Origin of the sequence: Streptomyces aureocirculatus (assembly GCF_000720475.1) — a bacterium.
Taxonomy (GTDB): Bacteria; Actinomycetota; Actinomycetes; order Streptomycetales; family Streptomycetaceae; genus Streptomyces; species Streptomyces aureocirculatus.
The window spans coordinates 164,208-188,291 of record NZ_JOAP01000002.1 but is presented as its reverse complement, the minus strand read 5'-3'; the positions used below and the strand labels follow the sequence as shown (position 1 = coordinate 188,291).

The following is a 24,084-nucleotide window of genomic DNA, read 5'->3' as shown; positions in this document are numbered from 1 at the left end:
CGGCCCCGCGTTCCTCGCCGCGCCGACGCCACTCGACTCCCGCACACCGTTTTGAGCTTCTGTGGGTCCTGAGCGGTTGGTGGCGGTGGCGATGCCGCGGTCGGCCGAGCAGGTCGCGGTGGTCCTCGGTGTGCTGAAGGCGGGTGCGGCGTATCTGCCGGTGGATCTGCACTACCCCAAGGACCGGATCGCGTACATGGTCGGGGACGCGGCGCCCGCGGTGGTCCTGACCACCCAGGACGCGGCGGGGGTGCTGCCGTCGGGCCTGGGCGCGGACGTGGTGGCGGTCGACGCGCCGGAGACGGTGGCGGCCTGGGCGGCCGCCGCGGCCACGAACCCTGCCGACGCCGACCGGGTGGCTCCGCTGCGGGCCGCGGATGCCGCGTACGTCATCTACACCTCGGGCTCGACGGGGCGTCCCAAGGGCGTGACGGTCACCCACGGCGGGTTCGCCGCGCTGCGGACCGCCATGCTGGACGGCCTGGGTGTGGAGCCCGGCTCACGGGTGCTGCAGTTCGCCTCGCCGAGTTTCGACGCGGCGGTGTGGGAGCTGGTGATGGCGCTGACCACGGGTGCGACGCTGGTGCTTCCCGCGCAGGAGCGCCTGGTCGGCGACGACCTCGCCCAGACCCTGGCCGAGCGTTCCGTGACGCACGCCACGCTGCCGCCGAGCGTGCTCACCACCCTCCCGGCGGGCAGTTCGGCGGCACTCACCGGCCTGCGGCTCATCGTGGTCGCCGGTGAGGCCTGCCCGCCCGGCCTGGTCGCGGAGTGGGGCGCGGGCCGCCGGTTCATCAACGCCTACGGCCCCACCGAGACCACCGTCTGTGCCACCTTCAGCAAGCCCCTGTCCGAGGGGAGTGCGCCCATCGGCACCCGGATCACGGACACCCGCGTACACGTCCTGGACGACCGTCTCGCCCCCGTGGCGGAGGGTGAGTCCGGTGAGTTGTATGTGTCGGGTCCGAGTCTGGCCCGCGGTTACCTGGGCCGTCACGCGCTCAGCAGTACCCGCTTTGTGGCCGACCCCTTCGATGCTTCGGGCGGGCGGATGTACCGCACCGGTGATGTGGTGCGGGTGGGTTCCGGGGGTGAGCTGGAGTACCTGGGCCGCAGTGACGACCAGGTGAAGGTGCGCGGGCTGCGGATCGAGACCGGTGAGGTGGAGGCGGCGTTGGCCGCGCACCCGCGGGTGCGGCAGGCCGTCGTCGTCGCCCACGAGGCCGAGGGCCGGGGCAAGCAGTTGGTCGGGTACGTGGTGGCGGTGCCCGATGAGGACTCCCACGAGGCCGAGCGGGGCAGCGGGACGGGGCATCTGGCGCTGGCGGCGGGGTTCGGTGCGGCGGAGCTGCGGGCGTTCGCCGCGGCCCAACTGCCGGAGTTCATGGTGCCGGGTGTGGTGATGGTGATCGATGAGGTGCCGCTGACGCCGAACGGCAAGGTGGACAAGAAGGCTCTGCCGGAGCCGGAGTTCCGCGGCGCGGCCTACCGCGCACCCGCCACACCGGTGGAGGAGGCCCTTGCCGAGGCGTTCGCGGAGGTCCTGTCCGCGGGCCGGGTCGGTGTCGACGATGACTTCCTGGCGCTTGGCGGCGACAGCATCCAGTCGCTTCAGGTGGTCTCGCGGGCCCGTGCCCGGGGAGTGGAGGTCAGCTCCCGGCAGATCTTCGAGTACCGCACGGTGGCGGCGCTGGCCGAGGCGGTCGCTGACGCCCAGGGCCAGGACGTCGTGGTGCTGGAGGAACTGGAGGGTGGCGGTGTCGGCTTCCTGCCGCACCTGCCGGTCACCCGCTTCCTGATGGAGCGCGGCCCCGGCTTCGACCGCTTCCTGCAGGCCATGGTCCTGGAACTGCCCCAAGGCATCGGGCAGGCTCAGCTCGCCGCCACCCTGGGTGCCGTGATCGAGCGCCACGACCTGCTGCGCGCCCGCCTCACCGAGGCCGACGGCGGCGGTCTGATCGTCGGAGCGCCGGACTCGGTGGACGCGGCCGGGCTCATACGTCGCGTCCCCTGTGACGCGTTCTGGGACACACACACCGCGGAGGGCGCGCAGGGCGGGGAGGGTGAGGCCTGGCGCACGCTGCTGCTGGCCGAACTCGACGCCGCGGCCGGGAGGCTGGACCCGGCGGCGGGCGTGGTCGCGCAGTTCGTGTTCTTCGACGCGGGCCCCGAGCGGGCCGGGCGCCTGCTCGTCGCCCTGCACCACCTCGTCGTCGACGGTGTGTCCTGGCGCGTCCTGATGCCCGACCTGGCCACCGCCTGGCGCCAGGTCCGCGACGGCCACAGCCCCGAACTCGCCCCCGTGGGCACCTCCGTACGCCGCTGGGCACACGCCCTGGTGGAAGAGGCCCAGCGCCCTGAGCGCGCCGCCGAAGTGGACTTGTGGCGCACGGTCGTCGAAGGCCCCGACCCGGTCCTTGGCGCGCGCCGTCTGGACCCGGCCGTGGACGTGGTCGCCACCCTCTCCCACACCCGGGTGCAGCTTCCGGCGGACGTCACCGAGACGCTCCTGACCACGCTGCCCGCCGCCTTCCACGGCGGCGTCAACGACGGCCTCCTCGCCGGGCTCGCGCTCGCCGTCACCCAGTGGCGCGCGGCACGCGGCGTGGACGAGAAGTCCTCCCTGATCCGCCTGGAGGGCCACGGCCGTGAGGAAGCCGCCGCCCCGGGCGCGGATCTGGCGCGCACGGTGGGCTGGTTCACCAGCGTCTTCCCGGCCCGCCTGGACGTGAGCGGCATCGACCTCCAGGAGGCCCTCGCGGGCGGCGCGGCGGCGGGCACGCTCATCAAGACGGTCAAGGAACAGCTCCTGGCCCTGCCCGACAAGGGCATCGGCTACGGCCTGCTGCGCCACCTCAACCCCGAGACCGCCACCGTCCTTGAACAGCACGGCAGCGGGCAGATCTCCTTCAACTATTTGGGCCGCTTCTCCGCGGGTGCGGACATGCCCGCGGACCTGCGCGGTCTGGGCTTCACCCAGGACCCGGGCGTGGCCGAACTGGCCGAGCTGGACGCCGGACACGACCCCCGGATGCCCGCACACGCCGAACTCGACATCAACGCCCACGTCACCGACACCCCCCAAGGCCCCCGCCTGGGCGCCCTGCTCACCGCGCCCGAAGGCGTACTGACCGAGGCGGACGTGCGGGAACTCGCCGACCTGTGGGTGCAGGCCCTGCACGGCCTGGCCCGGCACGCCGAACAGCCCGACGCGGGTGGCCTGACCCCCTCCGACGTGCCCCTGGTCGACGTCAGCCAGGCGGACATCGACGAGTGGCAGCAGCGCTACCCGGGCCTTTCCGACATCTGGCCGGTCTCGCCGCTACAGCTCGGTCTCCTCGTGCACTCGATGATGTCGCGCGAGGCCGGAGCCGAGTTCGACGCCTACCAGGTCCAGTACGTGCTGAAGCTCTCGGGTCCCGTGGACCACGCCCAACTGCGCACCGCCGCCCAGGCCGTCCTCGACCGGCACCCCGTGCTGCGCACCGCCTACGTCCCCGGACCCGACGGCGAACTCATCCAGCTCGTCGTCGACGGCGTCGAGGTGCCCTGGCAGTACCTCGACCTCAGCAGCCTCGGCGAGACCATGCGGGACTCGGCGTACGAGCAGTTCCTCTCCAGCGACCTCAAGGTGCACTTCGACCCGGTCACGCCGCCGATGCTGCGCATGTCGCTGCTCACCCTGGCCGCCGACCGCCACGAGCTGGTCCTCACCTCCCACCACACCCACTTCGACGGCTGGTCCCTGCCCCTGCTCACCCGCGACCTGCTGCGCCTGTACGCCACCGAAGGCGACGCCTCGGCACTGCCCAGGGCCCGTAGCTACCGCGAGTACCTGGCCTGGCTGGCCCAGCAGGACCCGCAGGAGTCGGCGGACGCGTGGGCGCAGGAGCTCGCGGGCCTCAAGGAGCCGACCCTGGTCGCGCCCGACGCCGACCCGGACGCCGACAGCGCGGGCATCGGACAGGTCGACGTCCCGCTGCCCGCCGACGACGCCCGCGAACTGCCGCGCCGCGCCGCCGAGGTGGGCGTCACCCTGAACACCCTGGTGCAGGGCGCCTGGGGAGTCGTGCTCAGCCGGCTGAGCGACCGGCAGGACGTGGTGCTCGCCGCCACGGTGGCCGGACGCCCGGCCACGCTGCCCGGCGGTGACTCCATCGTCGGCATGTTCCTCAACACCCTCCCGGTGCGCGTGCCCTACGCCCCCGGTGACAGCGTCGCCCAGATGCTGACGGGCCTTCAGGAACGGCAGGCGACGCTGTTCGAGCACCACCACCACGGTCTCGCCGAGATCCAGCGCGCCGCCGGACTCCCGGCCCTGTTCGACAGCCTCATCGGCTTCGAGTCGTTCCCCCTCGACCGCGAGGGCATCGGCGAGGCCAGCGCGGCGGCCGGTATCACCGTCACCGGCATCCGGTCCTTCACCGCGAGCCACTTCCCGGTCGCCGTGTTCGTCTACCCCGACGGCGCCTACCTGCGCCTGAGCCTCCAATACCAGCACCACCTCTTCAGCCGCGAGCAGGCGCAGGAGATGGCGGACCTGTACGGCCGGGTGCTCCAGCAGGTCGCCGCCGACCCGGGGACCCGCCTGAGCGACATGGCCGCCGAGCCCGCCGGCCATGAGGTCCTCGCGGGCCTCGCGACGGACGACGTCCCGGAGGTTCCCGAGCACACCCTCGGGGAGCTGTTCGCACAGCAGGTGGCCAGGACCCCCGACACCGCCGCGATCGTGTTCGACGGCGACGAACTGACGTACCGTCAACTCGATGAGCGGTCCAACCGCCTGGCCCACGTGCTGCGTGCGCGCGGCGTCGTGCAGGACTCCATGGTCGGTGTGGCGCTCAAGCGCTCCGCCGAGTACATCGTGACCGTCACCGCGATCCTGAAGGCGGGCGGCGCCTACCTGCCGATCGACCCCGACTACCCGGCCGAGCGCCTGCGGTTCATGCTCGGCGACGCCGCGCCGACCGTCCTCGTCACCGACGAGCGGATCGCCCCGCAACTGCCGGACGGCGACTGGCCGCTGCTCGTCCTCGACGAGAGCGCCACCCTCGCCACCCTGGCCGAGGCCTCCGCCGAGCCGGTGCGGGACGTCGCGCGCCACCCCGAGCAGCTCGCGTGCGCCTTCTACACCTCCGGTTCGACCGGTCTGCCCAAGGGCGTCGGCATCAGCCACCGCGACGTCGCCGCGTTCGTCGTGGACCGCCGCTTCCGGAGCGGGGCGCACACCCGGGTCCTCCAGCAGGCCCCGCTCGCCTTCGACGCCTCCACCTATGAGATGTGGGTGCCGCTGCTCAGCGGCGGCACCGTCGTGGTGGCACCGCAGGGACACCTCGACGCCCCCGCCATCGCCAAGCTCGTTCAGGAGCAGCGGCTCACCGGGCTCTTCGTGACCTCCGCCCTGTTCCGGGTGATCGCCGAGGAGCAGCCGGACGCCTTCGCGGGCCTCCAGGAAGTCTGGACCGGCGGCGAGGTGGTCTCCCCGACCGCCGTCCGCCGGGTCCTGCGTGCCTGCCCGGGCATCACCGTCTACGACGTGTACGGGCCGACGGAGACCACCTCGTACGCCACCTGCCGCCCGATGACCCGAGCCGAGGACGTGACCGAGCCGATCCCGATCGGCCGGGCCATGGACAACATGGGCGCCCACGTCCTCGACGACCGCCTGCACCCGGTCGGGCCCGGCGTCGCCGGTGAGCTGTATCTGACCGGTGTCGGCCTCGCCCGCGGCTACCTGGGGCGGCTCCCGCTGACCTCCGAGCGCTTCGTGGCCAGCCCGTTCGGCGAGCCCGGCGAGCGGATGTACCGCACCGGCGACGTCGTCGCCTGGACCGAGGACGGCGAGCTGGCCTTCCAGGGCCGCGCCGACACCCAGGTCAAGATCCGCGGCTTCCGCATCGAGCCCGGCGAGACCGAGGCCGTCCTGGAGAAGCACTCCGGCGTTTCGCAGGCCGTGGTCGTCCCGCACGAGAGCGCCCCTGGACAGGGCATGCAGCTCGTGGCGTACGTCGTGCCGGTCAGGACCGACGGCGGCCCCGCCACCACCGACACCGGTGACGGCGCCGGTGCCGCGGCCCTGTCGGTCGAGGAGCTGCGCACCTTCGCTTCGCAGACCCTGCCCGAGTACATGGTCCCCGCGGTGTTCATGCTCCTCGACGAGCTGCCCCTGACGGCCAACGGCAAGGTCGACAAGGCCAAGCTGCCCGAGCCCGAGTCCACGGGCCGTGCCTATGTGGCACCCACCACCACCCAGGAGAAGCAACTGTGCGAGCTGATCGCGCAGTTGCTCAAGGTCGAGCGGGTCGGCATGAGCGACGACTTCTTCGACCTTGGCGGTGACTCCCTGCTCGCCACCCGCCTCACCAGCAGGATCAGCAAGACCTTTGGGGCCAGCGTGCCCATCCGAGCGGTCTTCAAGGCCAACGACATCGCCGATCTGGCGCGCACGGTGAAGAACGCATCGGCTGCGAGCCGCCCTGCCCTGCGCAAGATGAACAGGAGTGCCAAGTAATGATCCCGTTGTCCTTCGCACAGCAGCGACTGTGGTTCATCGACAAGTTCGAGGGTCCGTCCGCGACGTACAACGTCCCCTTCCTCATCCGGCTCACGGGTGAACTGGACGTCGAGGCGCTCGTCCAGGCGGTCCGCGACGTGGTCACGCGGCACGAGAGCCTGCGCACCCTCATCGTGGAGAGCGCCGACGGCGTCCCCGCTCAGCACGTGCTCCCCGCCGAGGAGGTCCGCCTGGACATCCCGCTGTTCGAGGTGGGCAAGGACCGAGTGGACGAGGCGATCAAGAAGGCCGCCAACTACGCGATCACCCTGTCCGAGGAGATCCCGGTCCGCGGCACCCTGTTCCGCGTCAGCGAGCAGGAGCACCAGCTCCTGCTCCTGATCCACCACATAGCCAGCGACGGCGAGTCCATCGAGCCGCTCTCCCGCGACCTGGCCACCGCCTACACCGCCCGTGTCCGCGGCGACGCCCCGGACTGGGAGGAACTGCCGGTCCAGTACGTCGACTACACCATGTGGCAGCGCGAGCTGCTCGGCGACGAGGACGACCCCGACAGCGTCCTGTCCGCCCAGCTCGACTACTGGCGCGACGAGCTGACCGGCGTGCCGCAGCCGATGCGCCTGTCCACCGACCGTCCGCGCCCCCCTGCCGCCAGCCGGAACGGCGACGGCTTCGGCCTCACCCTCGACGACGCCCTGCTCACCAAGGTCGAGAACCTGGCCAAGCGCGCCGAGGTCACCACGCCGATGGTGTTCCAGGCCGCACTCGCGGTGCTGCTCCAGCAGCTCGGCGCCGGTGAGGACATCGCGATCGGCTCCACCATCGCGGGCCGCACCGACGACGACCTCGCCGAGCTGGTCGGCTTCTTCGTCAACACCTGGGTCCTCCGCGCCGACCTGGCGGGCACCCCGTCCTTCGAGCAGCTCCTCGCCCAGGTGCAGCACAAGGCCCTGACGGCGTACGACAACCAGGACGCCCCCTTCGAGCGTCTGGTGGAGATCCTCAACCCGGAGCGCTCCACCGCCTACCACCCGCTGTTCCAGGTGATGTTCACCTGGGAGACCCGCGGCTGGATCGAGTTCGACCTGCCGGGCGTCAAGGCGCACTTCGGCCCGATGGCGACGCCCACGGCCAAGTTCGACCTGGAGTTCAACTTCTTCAACGACCCCGACGAGCCGGGTCTGCTGATCTTCCTGGAGTACGCCACCGACCTGTTCGACCGGTCCACGATCGAGGCCGTCATGGCCCGCTTCGTGCGCCTCATCGAGCAGCTCGCCGCGCAGCCGGACCGCCCCGTGGCGCTGATGGACGTCCTGGAGGCCGACGAGCGCGAGCTCGTCCTGCGCGGCTTCAACGACACCGCGGCCGAGACGCCCGAGCTGACCGTCGCGGGCCTCCTGGAGCGGCAGGTCGCCGCGACCCCGGACGCGACCGCCGTCCTCTTCGGCGACCTGGAGCTGACGTACGCCGAGCTCGACGCGCGGGCCGAGCGCCTCGCGCGGGAACTCGTCGGCCGCGGTGCGGGCCCGGAGACGGTCGTGGGCCTGGCGCTGCCGCGCTCCGCGGACCTGATCGTCGGCATGCTGGGCATCCTGAAGTCGGGCGCCGCCTATCTGCCGATCGACCCCAAGTACCCCAGCACCCGGCTCGGCTACATCCTGTCCGACGCACGCCCGCAGCTCGTGCTGACCAGCGCCGACACCGCGGGCGTCCTGCCCGGGTCGGACGTGCCGCACCTGTACGTCGAGGACGTCGACTTCGACGCTCCCGGCCCGGACGTGCGGCTCGCCGTGGTGCGGCCCGCGAACGCCGCGTACGTGATGTACACCTCGGGTTCCACGGGCCTGCCCAAGGGCGTGACCATCACCCACCGCGACGTCGTCAACGGCGTGCTGCGCCTGGCCGACTCGGTGGGCATCGGCGCCGGGACACGGGTCCTCGCGGGCACATCCGTCAACTTCGACGTCTCCGTCTTCGAGACCATCACCTGCCTCACCGTCGGCGGCACCCTCGAGGTCGTCCGTGACGTTCTGGTCATCGGGGAGCGCGGCGGCTGGAGCGGTGGCGTCATCAGCACCGTGCCGTCGGTGTTCGCCGAGCTTCTCGACCAGGTCGGCGGCAAGATCGAGGCCGAGGCGGTCGTGTTCGCCGGCGAGGCCCTGCCCGCGTCGCTCGTGGAACGCGTACGCGCCGTCATCCCCGGCGTGCGCGTCGTCAATGCGTACGGGCAGACCGAGTCGTTCTACGCCACCACCTTCACCGCCGACGAGACGTGGACCGGCACGGCCAGCGCGCCGATCGGCTCCCCCCTCGGCAATATGCGCACCTACGTCCTCGGCGCAGGCCTCAAGCCCGTGGCGCCCGGCGTCGTGGGTGAGCTGTACGTCGCGGGCAATGTGGCGCGCGGCTACTTCGGCCGGTCCCGGCTGACCGCCGAGCGCTTCGTCCCCGACCCCTACGGTCCCGCCGGTGCGCGGATGTACCGCACCGGTGACCTGGCGCGCTGGACGTCCGACGGCAGCCTGGAGTACGTGGGCCGTGACGACGCGCAGGTCAAGGTGCGCGGTTTCCGCATCGAGCCCGGTGAGGTCGAGGCGGCGCTGACCGCGCACCCCGGTGTGGCACAGGCCGTCGTGGTCACCCACCAGGGGCGCGGCTCCACCCAGCTCGTCGGCTACGTCGTGCCGCAGGGCGCGGGCGACGCGGGCCTCGGCACCGTCGAGAGCCTCGGCGACCTCGAGGTCGACCTGACCGCCACCGTCTCGTCCCGCGAGCTGCGGAAGTTCGTGTCCGGCAGGCTGCCGGAGTTCATGGTGCCGTCGCTGTTCGTGATGCTGGACCGGCTCCCGCTCGCGCCCAACGGCAAGCTGGACCGCAGGGCGCTGCCCGAGCCGGAGTTCACCGGCACGACCTACCGCGCGCCCCGCACTCCGGTCGAGGAAGTCCTCGCCGGGGTGTACGCCGAGGTCCTCGGTCTGGACCGGGTGGGCATCGACGACGACTTCTTCGCCGTCGGCGGTGACTCCATCCGCTCCATCCAGGTCGTCTCGCGTGCCCGTGCGCAGGGTGTCGAGGTGACCCCGCGGCAGATCTTCGAGCACCGCACCGTCGTCGACCTGGCCGAGACCGCCGTCAGCGCCGGTCATGCCCGCGTGGTCCTGGAGGAGCTCGAGGGCGGCGGCGCCGGGTTCATGCCGCTGCTGCCCGTCGGCCACTACCTGATGGACATCGGCACCGGCCTGAACCGGTTCACCATGTCGATGACCGTCGACCTGCCCGTCGGCATCGACGAGGCCGGCCTCACCGCGACGCTGTCGGCGGTCTTCGACCACCACGACATGCTGCGCTCCCGCCTGGTCACAGGACCGGAGACCGGCCTTGAGGTGACCGCACCCGGCACCGTCGACGTCGCGTCCCTCATCCACCGCGTGACCTGGACCGACGCCTGGGACACGGGCTGGCGCGAGCGGGCCGCCGCCGAGCTGGACGCCGCCACCGACCGCCTGGACGCCGAAGCCGGGGTCATGGCGCAGTTCGTGTGGTTCGACGCGGGCACCGAGAACGCGGGCCGCCTCGTCATGTCCCTGCACCACTTCGCTGTCGACGGTGTGTCCTGGCGCATCCTGCTGCCCGACCTCACCGAGGCCTGGAAGCAGATCCGCGACGGCCGCACCCCCGAGCTCGAACCGGTCGGCACCTCCGCCCGACGCTGGTCCCACGCCCTGGTGGAGCAGGCCAAGACCGCCGACCGCGCCGCGGAACTCGCGCTGTGGCGCTCCATCGTCGCCGGGCCCGACCCGGTACTCGGCAGCCGCCCCCTCAACCCGGCCGTCGACACCATCGACACCGTCGAGTACGTCCACATGGACCTGCCCGAGACGGCCACCGAGGCACTCCTCACCAGCCTGCCCGCCGCCTACCGCGGCGGCGTCAACGACGGCCTGCTCGCCGCGCTCGCGCTCGCCGTCGCCAAGTGGCGCAAGCAGCGCGGCGTCGCCGAGAGCGAGGCGTCCTCGCTGCTGCTCCGCCTCGAAGGCCACGGCCGTGAGGAGGCCGCGGCCCCCGGCGCCGACCTGTCCCGTACCGTCGGCTGGTTCACCAGCATGTTCCCCGTACGCCTCGGCGTCGCGGGCATCGACATCGACGACGCACTCGACGGCGGCGCCGCCGCCGGGGCCGCCGTGAAGGCCGTCAAGGAGCAGCTCCTCGCCGTCCCCGACAAGGGCATCGGCTACGGCCTGCTCCGCTACCTCAACCCGCAGACCAGCGAGATCCTGAAGCGGTACGCCACCGGCCAGGTGTCCTTCAACTACCTGGGCCGCTACGCCGGTTCGGCCAACATGCCGGAGAGCCTCCGCGGCCTCGGCTTCAACCAGACCGAGGGCACCACCGAACTCCTCGCGGACCCCGACGGCTCCATGCCGGCCCTCGCCGCGCTGAACGTCAGCGCCTACGTCACCGACAGCGAGCGGGGCCCCCGCCTTGCCACCCGCCTCGACTTCCCCTCGGGCCTGTTCACCCAGGCCGAGGTCGAGGAGCTCGCCGCGCTGTGGCGCACCGCCCTCGAAGGCCTCGCCAAGCACGCGACGCAGTCGGACGCGGGCGGCCTCACGCCGTCCGACGTGCCGCTCGTGCGGGTGAGTCAGAACCAGCTCGACAACTGGGAGAAGACGTACGAGGGCCTGGTCGACGTCTGGCCGCTCACCTCGATGCAGAACGGTCTGCTCTTCCACGCCGAGCTGGCGGGCGCCACCTTCGACGCCTACCAGATGCAGTTCGTCTTCCACCTCAGCGGTGCCGTCGAGCCGCCCCGGATGCGCGCGGCCGGACAGGCGCTGCTCGACCGCTACCCGAACCTGCGGGCCGCGTTCGTCACCGACGACGCGGGCGACCGGGTGCAGATCGTCCAGAACGCCGTCGAACTGCCCTGGCACGAGCACGACCTGAGCGCCCTGACGGACAGCGCCCGGCAGGAGCAGCTCGCGCAGCTCCTGGACACCGAGCACAACACCCACTTCGACCTGGCCGACGCGCCCCTGGTGCGCCTGACGCTGATCAACCTGGGCGACGACAAGTGGGACCTGGTCTTCACCGCCCACCACGTCCTCTTCGACGGCTGGTCGGTGCCGCTGCTCATCCAGGACCTGCTGCGCCTGTACGGCTCGGCCGGTGACGCCTCGGGCCTCGGCCGGGCCCGCACCTACCGCGACTTCCTGACCTGGCTCTCCCGCCAGGACCGGCAGGCCTCGGTGGACGCCTGGGCGCGGGAGCTCGACGGCGTCGACGAGCCCACGCTCCTGGTGCCCGCGGGCACCGGGGGCACGGAGGTCGAGCCCAGCGGCGTCGGCCAGGTCGACGTGCCGCTCACCTCCGAGCAGTCCCGTGCCCTCTCCCGCCGCGCGGGCGAGCTCGGCCTGACCCTCAACACGCTGGTCCAGGGCGCCTGGGCGCTCCTCCTCGGGGGCCTCACCGGCCGCCAGGACGTGGTCTTCGGCGCCACCGTCTCCGGCCGTCCCCCGCAGGTCGCGGGCGTGGACGAGATGGTCGGCATGTTCATCAACACCCTGCCGGTACGGGTGAAGTGCGCCGCCGGCCAGTCCCTCGGCGAGGTGCTCGGCGAGCTCCAGGAGCGCCAGAGCGCGCTCCTCGACCACCACCACCACGGCCTGCTCGACCTGCACCAGGCCACCGGTCTGCGCACGCTCTTCGACACCATGGTGGTCTTCGAGTCGTACCCGATCGACGGCGCCGCCCTCAGCGAGGCGTACTCGGCCGCCGGTATCGCGGTGACCGGCATCAGCCCGATGAGCAGCACCCACTACCCGCTGGTGGTGATGGCCTTCGCCGAGCCGCACCTGAAGGTCAGCCTCCAGCACCAGCACCACCTGCTCGGCCGCGAGCGGGCGCAGGAGATCGCCACCCGCTTCGGCCACGTCCTCGCGCAGCTCGCCACGGACACCGAGGTCCGCGCCGGCGCCCTCGACCTGCTCGCGCCCGAAGAGCGCCACCAGCTCCTCGCCGAGGTCAACGACACCGCGGCGGCCACGCCCGAGCTGACCGTCCCCGGTCTGTTCGAGCGGCAGGCGGCGGCGACCCCGGACAAGGTCGCGGTGACCTTCGGCGAGGTGTCGTACACGTACGCGGAGCTCGACGCCCGCGCGAACCGCCTCGCCCGCGACCTGGCGGGACGCGGTGTCGGCCCGGAGACCGTGGTCGGCCTCGCGCTGCCGCGCTCCGCCGACCTCGTCACCGGCATGCTCGGCATCCTCAAGGCGGGCGGCGCCTATCTGCCGATCGACCCGAAGTACCCGAGCACGCGCCTCGACCACATCCTGGCGAGCGCCGCACCGCAGCTCGTCCTCACCGACGCCGACACCGTCGGCGTGCTCCCGGAGACGGACGTCCCGACGCTGTTCCTGGGCGACGTGGACCTGGAGAGCGCCGACGGCGCCAGCCTGCCGGTGGCGGAGCTGCGCCCGGAGCACGCGGCGTACGTGATGTACACCTCCGGCTCCACCGGCACCCCGAAGGGCGTGGTGATCAGCCACGCGAACGTCGTCAACGGTGTGACGCGGCTCGCCGACCGGGTGGGCGTCGGCGCCGACACGCGGATGTTCGCCGGCACGTCCATCAACTTCGACGTGTCGGTCTTCGAGACCGTCACGACGCTGGGACACGGCGGCACCGTCGAGGTCGTCAGGGACGCCCTCGTGCTCGCCGAGCGCGAGTCGGTGTCGGCGTCCGTCATCAGCACGGTGCCGTCCGTCTTCGCCGAGCTCGGCGACCGCATGGCCGCCATCTCCGGCCTGGAGACGGTCGTGTTCGCCGGTGAGGCGCTGCCCGCGACGCTCGTGCACCGCATCCGTACGGCGTTGCCCGAGGTCCGGATCGTCAACGCCTACGGCCAGACCGAGTCCTTCTACGCCACCACCTTCGCCGTACAGGCCGGCCAGGAGTGGCAGGCTGCGGACAACACCCCGATCGGTGTGCCGCTCGGGAACATGCGCACCTACATCCTCGGCCCGGGTCTCGCGCCCGTCCCGCCGGGCGTCGTGGGGGAGCTGTACGTCGGGGGCAACATCGCTCGCGGCTACCTGGGCAACGCCGCGCTGACCGCCGAGCGGTTCGTGGCCGACCCGCACGGCCCCGCGGGGTCCCGGATGTACCGCACCGGTGACCTGGCGCGCTGGAACGCCGACGGGCAGATCGAGTACGCGGGCCGCGACGACGACCAGGTCAAGATCCGCGGTGTCCGGGTCGAGCCCGCCGAGGTCGAGCGGGCCCTGGCCACGCACCCGGGCGTCGCCCAGTCCGTGGTCGTCGCCCAGAGCGGCGTGGGCTCCGGTGACAAGCAGCTCGTGGCCTACGTCGTTCCCGACCTGGACGGCCTTGAGGACACGGAGCAGGCCGAGCAGCAGGTCGACGAGTGGGAGAAGATCTACGACCAGGTCTACTCGGGCGAGAGCGTCGAGTGGGGCGAGAACTTCTTCGGCTGGAACTCCAGCTACGACGGACTGCCCATCGAGCTGGACGAGATGCGGCACTGGCGGGACGCGGCGGTCGAGCAGATCATCCGCTGGCAGCCGCGCCAGGTCCTGGAACTCGGTGTCGGTTCGGGTCTGCTGATGGCGCACGCCCTGCCGCACGTCGAGCACTACTGGGCCAGCGACCTCTCATCGGCCGTCATCGAGCGGCTGACCCGCGAGGCCGAGCAGGCCGGGTTCGCCGACAAGGTGACACTGCGGCACGCGCAGGCCGAAGACGTCACCGGCCTCCCCAAGGGCCACTTCGACGTCATCGTCCTCAACTCGGTCATCCAGTACTTCCCGCACGCCGAATACCTCGACCAGGTGCTCGCGCAGGCCTTCGAGCTGCTCTCCGACGGCGGCCGGATCGTGGTCGGCGACGTCCGCAACGCGGCGACGCTGCCGCTGTTCAGCACGGGCGTGCAGTACACCCAGCACCCCGACTCCACCCCGACGGAGGCCGGGGCGGCCATCGCCCGGGCCATCCTCACCGAACCCGAACTGGTCCTTGACCCCGAGTGGTTCACGCAGTGGGCCGAGCGGCACGGCGCGGCCGGCGCGGACATCCGCCTCAAGCTGGGCGCGGCGCACAACGAGCTGACCCGGCACCGCTACGAGGTCGTCCTGCACAAGCAGGCCGCCGGCCAGAGCGACCTGGCCGAGGTGCCGCAGTTGGCCTGGGGCCGGGAGGCCGACACCCTCGCCGACCTGGTGCAGCCGTGCGCCGCCCAGAACGGCCCCGTCCGTGTCACGGGCATCCCCAACGCCCGTCTGACCGGTGAGCTGGAACTCGCCGTGGGCGCCGGGGTCCTGGAGGCCCCCGCGGCCGGAGGACCCGCCCTCGACCCGCAGGACGTGCACGACTGGGCCGCCGCGCGCGGCTGGAGCGTCCTCATGACGTGGTCGGCGTCGGCCGCCGAGTGCTTCGACGCCCTTGTGCTCACCGACGGGCCCCTGGGAGCACGACAGTTCACGGGTACGTACCTGCCCTCGGGCCGCAGCGACCGGCTCCTTGCCAACGCCCCCGCGGCGGCCGCACGGATCGGCGGCCTCGTCGGCTCACTGCGCGGCTACCTCCAGGAGCGGCTGCCCGCACACCTGGTGCCGGCCGCGGTGGTGGCGATCCCGTCGCTGCCCCTCGCCGCGAACGGCAAGCTGGACCGGCGGGCACTGCCCGCGCCGGACTTCGCCGGGCAGGCCGCGGGGCGGGCGCCGCGCACCCCGCAGGAGGAGCTGCTGTGCGAGCTGTTCGCCGAGGTCCTCGACCTGGAGCGGGTCGGTATCGACGACGACTTCTTCACCCTCGGCGGACACTCGCTGCTCGCCACCAAGCTCATCAGCCGCATTCGTTCCGCGCTTGGCGCCGAGGTCGAACTGCGGACCCTGTTCTCGCACCCGACGGTCGCCGGCATCGTGCCGCACCTGGACGGCAGCGCGCTCACCCGCATCCCCCTGGTCCGCGCCGAGAGGCGCCCCGAGCGGCTGCCGCTGTCGCACGCCCAGCAGCGGCTGTGGTTCCTGCACAAGTTCGAGGGCCCGTCCGCGACGTACAACATGCCGTTCATCCTGCGCCTCAGCGGTGACCTGGACGTGGCCGCCCTGGAGGCGTCGCTCAACGACGTGATCACACGCCACGAGTCGCTGCGCACCGCCTACCCCGAGGTCGACGGCAAGCCGTACCAGAACATCCTCGACCCCGAGGCGGTCCGCATCCACCTGGCCGTGGAGCCGGTGGCGAGCGGGGACGGCCTGGAGGCGGCGATCAGGGCAACGGCCCGGCACACCTTCGACCTGGCCAACGAAATGCCGCTCAAGGCATGGCTGTTCGGCACGGAACCGGGCGAGTTCGTCCTGGCGATGGTCGTCCACCACATCGCGGCGGACGGCTGGTCCGCCGCACCCCTCGCGCAGGACCTGGCCACCGCCTACACCGCCCGCGCCGGGGGCGCGGCCCCCGCGTGGGAGCCGCTGCCGGTGCAGTACGCGGACTACACCCTGTGGCAGCACGAGCTCCTCGGCGACGACAACGACCCGGACAGCCTGTTCGGCAAGCAGTACGCGTACTGGGCCAAGCACCTGGCGGGGCTGCCCGAGCAGTGCACGATCCCCAGCGACCGGCCGCGCCCCGCGGTACTGAACTACGACGGCGACCTGCTGCAGTTCACGCTGCCCGCCTCGCTGCACGAGGGCGTCGCGGAGATGGCCCGCGCCTCGGGTGCTACGCCGTTCATGGTGCTCCAGGCGACGATGGCGGCGCTCCTGACCCGGATGGGCGCGGGCACCGACGTGGCGATCGGCAGCGGCATCGCGGGACGTACCGACGACAGTCTGCAGGACCTGATCGGCCTGTTCGTGAACACCCTGGTGATGCGCACGGACACCTCCGGCGACCCGACGTTCGCGGAGCTCCTCGGACAGGTGCGCAAGGCCAGCCTGGCCGCGTACACCCACCAGGACATCCCGTTCGAGACGCTCGTGGAGAAGCTGAACCCGAAGCGGTCGGCGTCGGTGCACCCGCTGTTCCAGATCGCCCTCGTACTCCAGAACAACGAGGAGGCCGAGTTCGAGCTGCCGGGGCTTCGGGTGCGCGGTGAGGGCGTGGGCACGGGCACCGCCCGCTACGACCTGATGCTGAGCCTCAGCGAGACGTTCACCGACCGCACATCGCCCGCCGGCATCTCGGTGGTCGCGGAGTACTCCACGGAACTGTTCGACGCCTCCACGATCGAGACGCTGATCGCGCGCTGGGAGCAGCTCCTCACCACGGCGGTGACCTACCCCACCCAGCGCATCAGCACCGCGGACCTGCTGACCGCGGAGGAGCGGCGCGAACTGCTCCTCGCCGAGGCACAGCAGTCGGAGCCCACCGTCGACGTCGCCACGTTCCCCGCGCTGTTCGCGGCGCGGGTGCGGCAGGCACCGGGCGCGCTCGCGGTGGAGTCGGTCGACCAGGCCTGGTCGTACGAGGAGCTCGACGCGCGGGCGAACCGCGTCGCGCACTGGCTGATCGCCCGGGGCATCGGCCCGGAGCAGCCGGTGGGCGTGTCGATGCCGCGCTCGGCCGAGCAGGTCGCGGTGGCCCTCGGCATCCTCAAGGCCGGTGCGGCCTATCTGCCCATCGCCCTGGACTACCCCGCCGACCGCATCACCTACATGGTCGAGGACTCCCGCCCCGAAGTGGTCTTCACGACCGCCTCGGCGGCCGGGGACCTGCCCACGGGCCTGCCGACACGCCTCGTCCCCATCGACGACCCGGCGTTCGCACAGGACCTCCAGGGCCTGCCGCACACCGACCCGCTCACCGACCTGCGCGCGGACAACCCGGCCTACGTCATCTACACCTCGGGCTCGACGGGCCGCCCCAAGGGCGTGAGCGTCACCCACACGGGCCTGGCCGCGCTGAGCGCCACGCACACGGCGCACTTCGACCTGGACAGCACCTCACGCGTGCTCCAGCAGGCCTCGCCGAGCTTCGACGCCGCGTTCTGGGAGCTGGTGATGGCGCTCACCACGGGCGCCGCGATCATCGTGCCCACGCACCAGAAGGTCGCGGGCGAGGACCTGGCCGAGACCCTGGCCACCCGCAACGTCACCCATGTGACGGTGCCGCCGAGCGTGGTGGGCACCATGCCCGCGGGCTCCGCGCAGCGCCTGACCGACCTGCGGGTCCTCACCGTCGCCGGTGAGGCGTGCCCGCCGGCCCTGGCCGCGGAGTGGGCGCCGGGCCGCAAGCTCATCAACGCCTACGGCCCCACCGAGACCACGGTGTGTGCCACCGCGAGCACCCCGCTGACGGCCGAGCGCGCCCCCATCGGCACGGCCATCACCGACGCGCGGATCTACATCCTGGACGAGCGTCTGGCCCCGGTCCCGCCGGGCTCGCCGGGTGAGCTGTACGTGGCGGGGCCGAGCCTGGCCCGTGGCTACGTCGGCCGGTCCGCCCAGACGTCCGGCACGTTCATGGCCGACCCCTACGGCCCGGCGGGCACCCGCATGTACCGCACCGGTGACGTGGTGCGCCGCGGCAACGACGGGCAGCTCGAGTACCTGGGCCGCAGCGACGACCAGGTCAAGATCCGCGGTTTCCGCATCGAGCCCGGCGAGATCGAGAAGGCCCTCGCCGAGCACCACGGCGTCGCCCAGGCGGTCGTCCTGACCCGCAAGGTCCGGGGCAGTACCCAACTCGTCGGCTATGTGGTGCCCACGGGCAACCGGGAGGCGGGAGCCGACGACGACTTCGACCTCACCACGGGTGTCTCCGTGGACGGGCTGCGCAAGTTCGCCACCGGACGCCTGCCGGAGTTCATGGTGCCCTCGGTGTTCGTCCTGATCGACGAGCTGCCGCTGACGCCGAACGGCAAGCTGGACAAGGCCGCGCTGCCCGAGCCGGAGGTGAGCGGCGGCGAGTACCGTGCGCCGCGCACCGCGGAGGAGCAGATCCTGGCCGCGGTCTTCGCCGAGGTCCTCGGCGTGGAACAGGTCGGTGTCGACGACGACTTCTTCGCCGTCGGCGGTGACTCCATCCGCTCCATCCAGGTGGTCTCGCGCGCCAAGGCACAGGGCATCGAGGTGACCCCGCGGCAGATCTTCGAGCACCGCACGGTCGCCGACCTCGCCGAGGCCGCGCGCGCGAGCAGCGGGAACACGGTCGTTCTTGAGGAGCTGGAGGGCGGCGGCGTGGGCACCATGCCGCTCCTGCCCGTGGCCCGCTACATCACCGAACTGGGCGGCGGCTACGACCGGTTCACCATGTCGATGGTCCTCGAACTGCCCGTCGGCATCGAGGCGCGGGAGCTGACCGCGACGCTCACCGCGGTCGTCGACCACCACGACATGCTGCGCTCGCGTCTGATCACGGGCGCCGAGCCGGGCCTGATGGCCCCCGAGCCGAGTCTGGAGGTCGCGGAGCCGGGCACGGTCGACGTGGCCGCGCTCGTCCGCCGCATCTCCTGCGACGGCGCCTGGGACCAGGACCGCTGGCGCGAGCAGGCCGTCGCCGAGCTCAACACGGCCGCGGGCGAACTGGACCCGAGGGCCGGGCAGATGGCCAGGTTCGTGTGGTGCGACGCAGGACCCGAGCAGGCCGGACGCCTGATGGTGGTCCTGCACCACCTGGTCGTGGACGGAGTGTCCTGGCGGATCCTGCTGCCCGACCTGGCCGAGGCCTGGGAGCAGGTCCGTGCGGGCCGCACCCCGGCCCTGGCGCCCGTGGCCACCTCCGCACGGCAGTGGGCGCACGCCCTCACCGAGGAGGCGGCACGCCCCGAGCGGGTGGCGGAGCTGGAGCTGTGGCGCACGGTGGTCGAGGGACCGGACCCGGTCATCGGCTCACGCCCCTTCGACGCGGCACTGGATCTGCGCTCCACGGTGCGGACCGTGCAGGTGCAGCTTCCGGTGGCGGCCACCGAGACGCTCCTGACCACGCTGCCCGCCGCGTTCCACGGCGGAGTCAACGACGGTCTGCTGACCGGGCTCGCCGTGGCCGTCGCCAAGTGGCGCAGGGCCCGCGGCGTTCCCGAGAACGAGGCGTCCTCGACGCTGCTTCGCCTTGAGGGCCACGGCCGTGAGGAGGCGGCGGCCCCGGGCGCGGACCTGTCCCGCACGGTGGGCTGGTTCACCAGCATGTTCCCCGTCCGCCTGGACGTGGGCGGCTTCGACCTGGAGGAGGCGTTCACCGGCGGCCGGTCCGCGGGCGGCGTGGTCAAGGCGGTCAAGGAGCAGCTCAACGCGATCCCCGACAAGGGCATCGGCTACGGCATGCTGCGCTACCTCAACCCCGAGACCGCGAAGGTCCTCGCGGCCCACGCCATCGGTCAGATCTCCTTCAACTACCTGGGCCGGTTCGGCGCGGACACCAAGCCGCAGCACACGGGTGCGACGGGCTGGACGATCGCCGCGGACGCGGAGGGGCTGTCCCCCGAGCTGGACGCGGACATGCCGGCGATCGCCCCGATCGAGATCAACTCCTATGTCCTGGACGGTGAGCAGGGCCCGCAGCTCAGCGCCGAGATCGGCTACCCGACCGGTCTGCTCACCGAGGCGGAGGCCCAGGAGCTCGCCGACCTGTGGGGCACCGCCCTTCAGGGCCTGGCACGGCACGCCGCCAAGCCCGGCGCGGGCGGTCTGACGCCTTCGGACGTCCCGCTGGTCAAGGTCGGCCAGCGCGACCTGGAGGCGTGGGAGGAGAACTACCCCGGTCTGAACGACGTGTGGCCGCTCACCCCGGCCCAGTCCGGCATCCTCTTCCACAGCGTCATGGCCGAGTCGTCCTTCGACGCCTACCAGATCCAGCTCGTCCTGCACCTGTCCGGCAGCGTGGTCCCCGAGCGCATGCGCGTCGCGGGCCAGGCACTGCTCGGCCGCTACCCGAACATGGCGACCGCGTTCGTGACCAACGCCGCGGGCGAGCAGGTCCAGCTCGTCCTGGACCACGTCGAACTGCCCTGGCAGACCGTCGACCTGCGCGACCTCGACGAGGAGCGGCGCAGCGAGGAGCTGGAGAAGCTCCTGGCGGCCGACCACTCCGCGCACTTCGACCCGGCGAACCCGCCGATGCTGCGCATGACCCTCGTCCAGATGGACCCCGACCACTCCGAGCTGGTCCTGACCGTCAACCACGCCCTGTACGACGGCTGGTCGCTCGCGCACCTCATGCGCGACCTGATCCTGCTGTACGAGGCCGAGGGCGACGCGTCCGGCCTGCCGCGGGTGCGTTCCTACCGCGACTTCCTGGCCTGGCTCGCCGAGCAGGACCACGACGAAGCGGTGCGCGTGTGGGGCGAGGAGCTGGAGGGCGTCACCGAGCCGACCATGCTGGCCTCGGTCGCCGCCACCGAACAGGGCGGCGGTCTCGGCCAACTGGAGCTCCCGCTCAGCGCGGAGACCTCACGGGCGCTCACGCGCAGGGCCGGTGAGCTGGGCATCACCCTCAACACCCTCATCCAGGGCGTGTGGGGTGTGCTGCTCGGCAACCTGACCGGGCGTGAGGACGTGGTGTTCGGCACCACCGTCGCGGGTCGGCCGCCGCAGCTTCCGGGCGCCGACGACATGGTGGGTCTGTTCATCAACAGCCTCCCGGTGCGCGTGCGCTACTCCGCGAAGGAGACCCTGGCGCAGGTCCTCACCCGCCTCCAGGAGCACCAGACCGTGCTGATGGACCACCATCACCACAGCCTCAGTGAGATCCACGAGTCCCTCGGCCTTGGCAACCTGTACGACTCGATGGTGATCCTGGAGTCCTTCCCGGTCGACCGCGAGGGACTCACCGAGGCCCACACGTCGGCGGGCGTCACCGTCACCGGCATCCGCATGCTCAGCGGCACCCACTACCCGCTGATGCTGGCGGGCACCGCCGACCCGAACCTGCGCCTGGGCCTGCAGTACCAGGACAACATGTTCACGGCCGCCGAGATCGAGCGGATCGGCGCCCGGCTCGGACGCGTGCTCCAGCAGCTCGCCGACGACCCGAACACGCCGCTCGCCGCCCTCGACGTCCTGGACGAGGACGAGCGCGACCTGGTCCTGAACCGCTTCAACGACACGGCGGCCGAGGTGCACGGCGAGACCGTGATCGGCCTGTTCGAGGAGCAGGCCGCGCGCACCCCGGAGGCCACCGCGGTGGTCTGCGAGGACGAGCGGCTGACCTACGCGGAGGTGAACGAGCGCGCCAACCGGCTCGCCCGCCACCTGCTCACGCGGGGTGTGGGCGCCGACACCCTGGCGGCCGTGGTGCTGCCGCGCACCCCGCAGCTCGTGGTGGCGATCCTGGCGGTCCTCAAGACCGGCGCCGCCTACGTGCCGATCGACCCGGGCTACCCCGGCACGCGCCTGGAGCACATCCTGGCCACCGCCGAGCCCCGGCTGATCATCACGGACAGCACCGCGGCCACGGTCCTGCCCCAGCGGACGGCCGCCGAGCGACTGCTGCTCGACGACCTCGGCGGCCTCAAGGCCACGGACGTCTCCGGACAGCCCGCGGGCAACCTCGGCGCCGCCGAGCGCACCCGGGCGCTCCTGTCCGACGACCTGCTCTACCAGGTGTACACCTCGGGTTCGACGGGCCTGCCCAAGGGCGTGAGCATCACCCACGCCAACCTGGTCAACGCTCTCGACGGCCTGGTCGGGCACGTGGGCGTGGAGCCGGGCTGGCGAATGCTCACCAGCACCTCGATCGGCTTCGACGTCGCCGCCTTCGAGCTGTTCTCCACGCTCACCACGGGCGGCAGCGTCGAGATCGTGCGCGACGTCCTCGCCCTGGCCGAGCGGGACACATGGGAGGTGGACGTCATCAGCTCGGTGCCGTCGGCCTTCGCCGAACTCGTCGACCAGCTCGGCGACCGCGTACAGCCGAAGTCGCTGGTGTTCGCCGGTGAGGCGCTGACGCCTTCCCTGGTGGAGCGCATCAGGGCGAACTGGCCCGAGGCGCGGATCGTCAACGGCTACGGGCCCAGTGAGACGTTCTACGTGACGGCTCACGGCCTGGACGCCGAGCGCGAGTACACCTCCGGTGTGCCGATCGGACGCCCGCTGGGCAACCTGCGGGCCTACATCCTGGGCCCGGGCCTCACCCCCGCGGCACCGGGCGCCATCGGCGAGCTGTACATGGCCGGAGCCGGTGTCGGACGCGGCTACCACAACCGCCCGGCGCTGACCGCGGAGCGTTTCGTGGCCGACCCGTTCGGTCCGGCCGGTGCCCGCATGTACCGCACGGGTGACCTGGCGCGCTGGGACGAGCACGGCGAGCTGGAGTACATCGGGCGCGCCGACTCGCAGGTGAAGATCCGCGGCTTCCGTATCGAGCCGGGCGAGGTGGAGGCCGCGGTGGCCGCCCACCCGAAGGTGGCCCAGGCGGCCGTCATCGCGCGGACGAGTGCGGGCGGCAAGCAGCTCATCGCGTACGCGGTCCCGGCGCCGGACGCGGCGGATGTGACCACGGGCGACCTGCGGGAGTTCGTGGCGGCGAAGCTGCCGGAGTTCATGGTCCCCGCGGCGTTCGTGCTCCTTGAGCGGTTGCCGCTGTCCCCGAACGGCAAGCTGGACCAGCGGGCGCTCCCCGCGCCGGAGTTGACGGGTTCGGCGGCCTACCGGGCGCCGCGTTCGCCGCAGGAAGAGGTCCTCGCGGGCCTGTTCGCGGACGTCCTCGGTGTGGAGAAGGTCGGTATCGACGACAACTTCTTCGACCTGGGCGGTCATTCGCTGCGGGCGACGCGTCTGGTGAGCCGTATCCGTACGGTGCTGATGCTCGATGTGCCGATGCGGGTCGTCTTCCAGGCCCCGACCGTCGCCGGACTCGCCGAGCACCTCACCGCCGGCGGCGACACCGGCGGCCACACCGACCCCTTCGGTGTGGTGCTGCCCCTGAAGACCGGCGGCAGCCAGGCCCCGGTCTGGTTCATCCACCCCGGCATCGGCCTGTCCTGGTCGTATCTGGGCATGGCGGTCCAGTTGGGCGACCGGCCCGTCCACGCCATCCAGGCGCGCGGCTGGGACGGCACATCGGTGCCGGCGACCTTCGACGAGATGGTCAAGGACTACGTGGAGCAGATCCTCGGCGTACAGCAGGAGGGGCCGTTCCACTTCGTCGGCCACTCCATGGGCGGCACGCTCTCCCAGGCCATCGCCGCCGAACTCCAGGAGCGCGGCCACGAGGTACCGCTGGTCGCCATCCTGGACGCCGTCCCCGCCGCGGTGTTCGCGGAGAAGGACGTGGTCCTCGACCCGACGGAGGCACGCGAGTTCCTCAGCGGCTATCTGCCGGGCGGCGGGGACGAGGCCGAGCGGCAGGCCCTGATCCACAACGGGTCCTCGCTGATGGTCGAGCACGTCCGGCTCGTCAGGGAGTACACCCAGCCCGTCTACCGGGGCGACGTGGCGTTCTTCAACGCGACCGTCAACTCGGAACCGTCCGCGGAGATGTGGGCTCCCTACGTACAGGGCAGTGTGCGGTCGTACGACATCGAAGCCACCCACTTCGGCATGACGGGGCCGAAGCACACGGCCGAGATCTGCGACGTCATCAACCGTTACCTCAAGGCCTAGGAGCCC

Annotated in this window: 2 protein-coding genes; both read left to right on the top strand. The window is 71.9% G+C overall.

Annotated features, from left to right (window positions below):
• Nucleotides 1-61 precede the first annotated feature (61 nt).
• Nucleotides 62-6,511: an amino acid adenylation domain-containing protein gene (locus tag IG78_RS0102680; protein WP_430738976.1), complete on the top strand. Its 6,450-nt coding sequence runs from the start codon at nucleotides 62-64 to the stop codon at nucleotides 6,509-6,511.
• Entirely contained in the window at nucleotides 6,511-24,078 is a 17,568-nt protein-coding gene (locus IG78_RS41630; RefSeq protein ID WP_037685472.1) for a non-ribosomal peptide synthetase, read from the top strand. Before IG78_RS0102680 ends, IG78_RS41630 begins: the two co-directional genes overlap by 1 nt.
• Nucleotides 24,079-24,084: the final 6 nt, after the last annotated feature.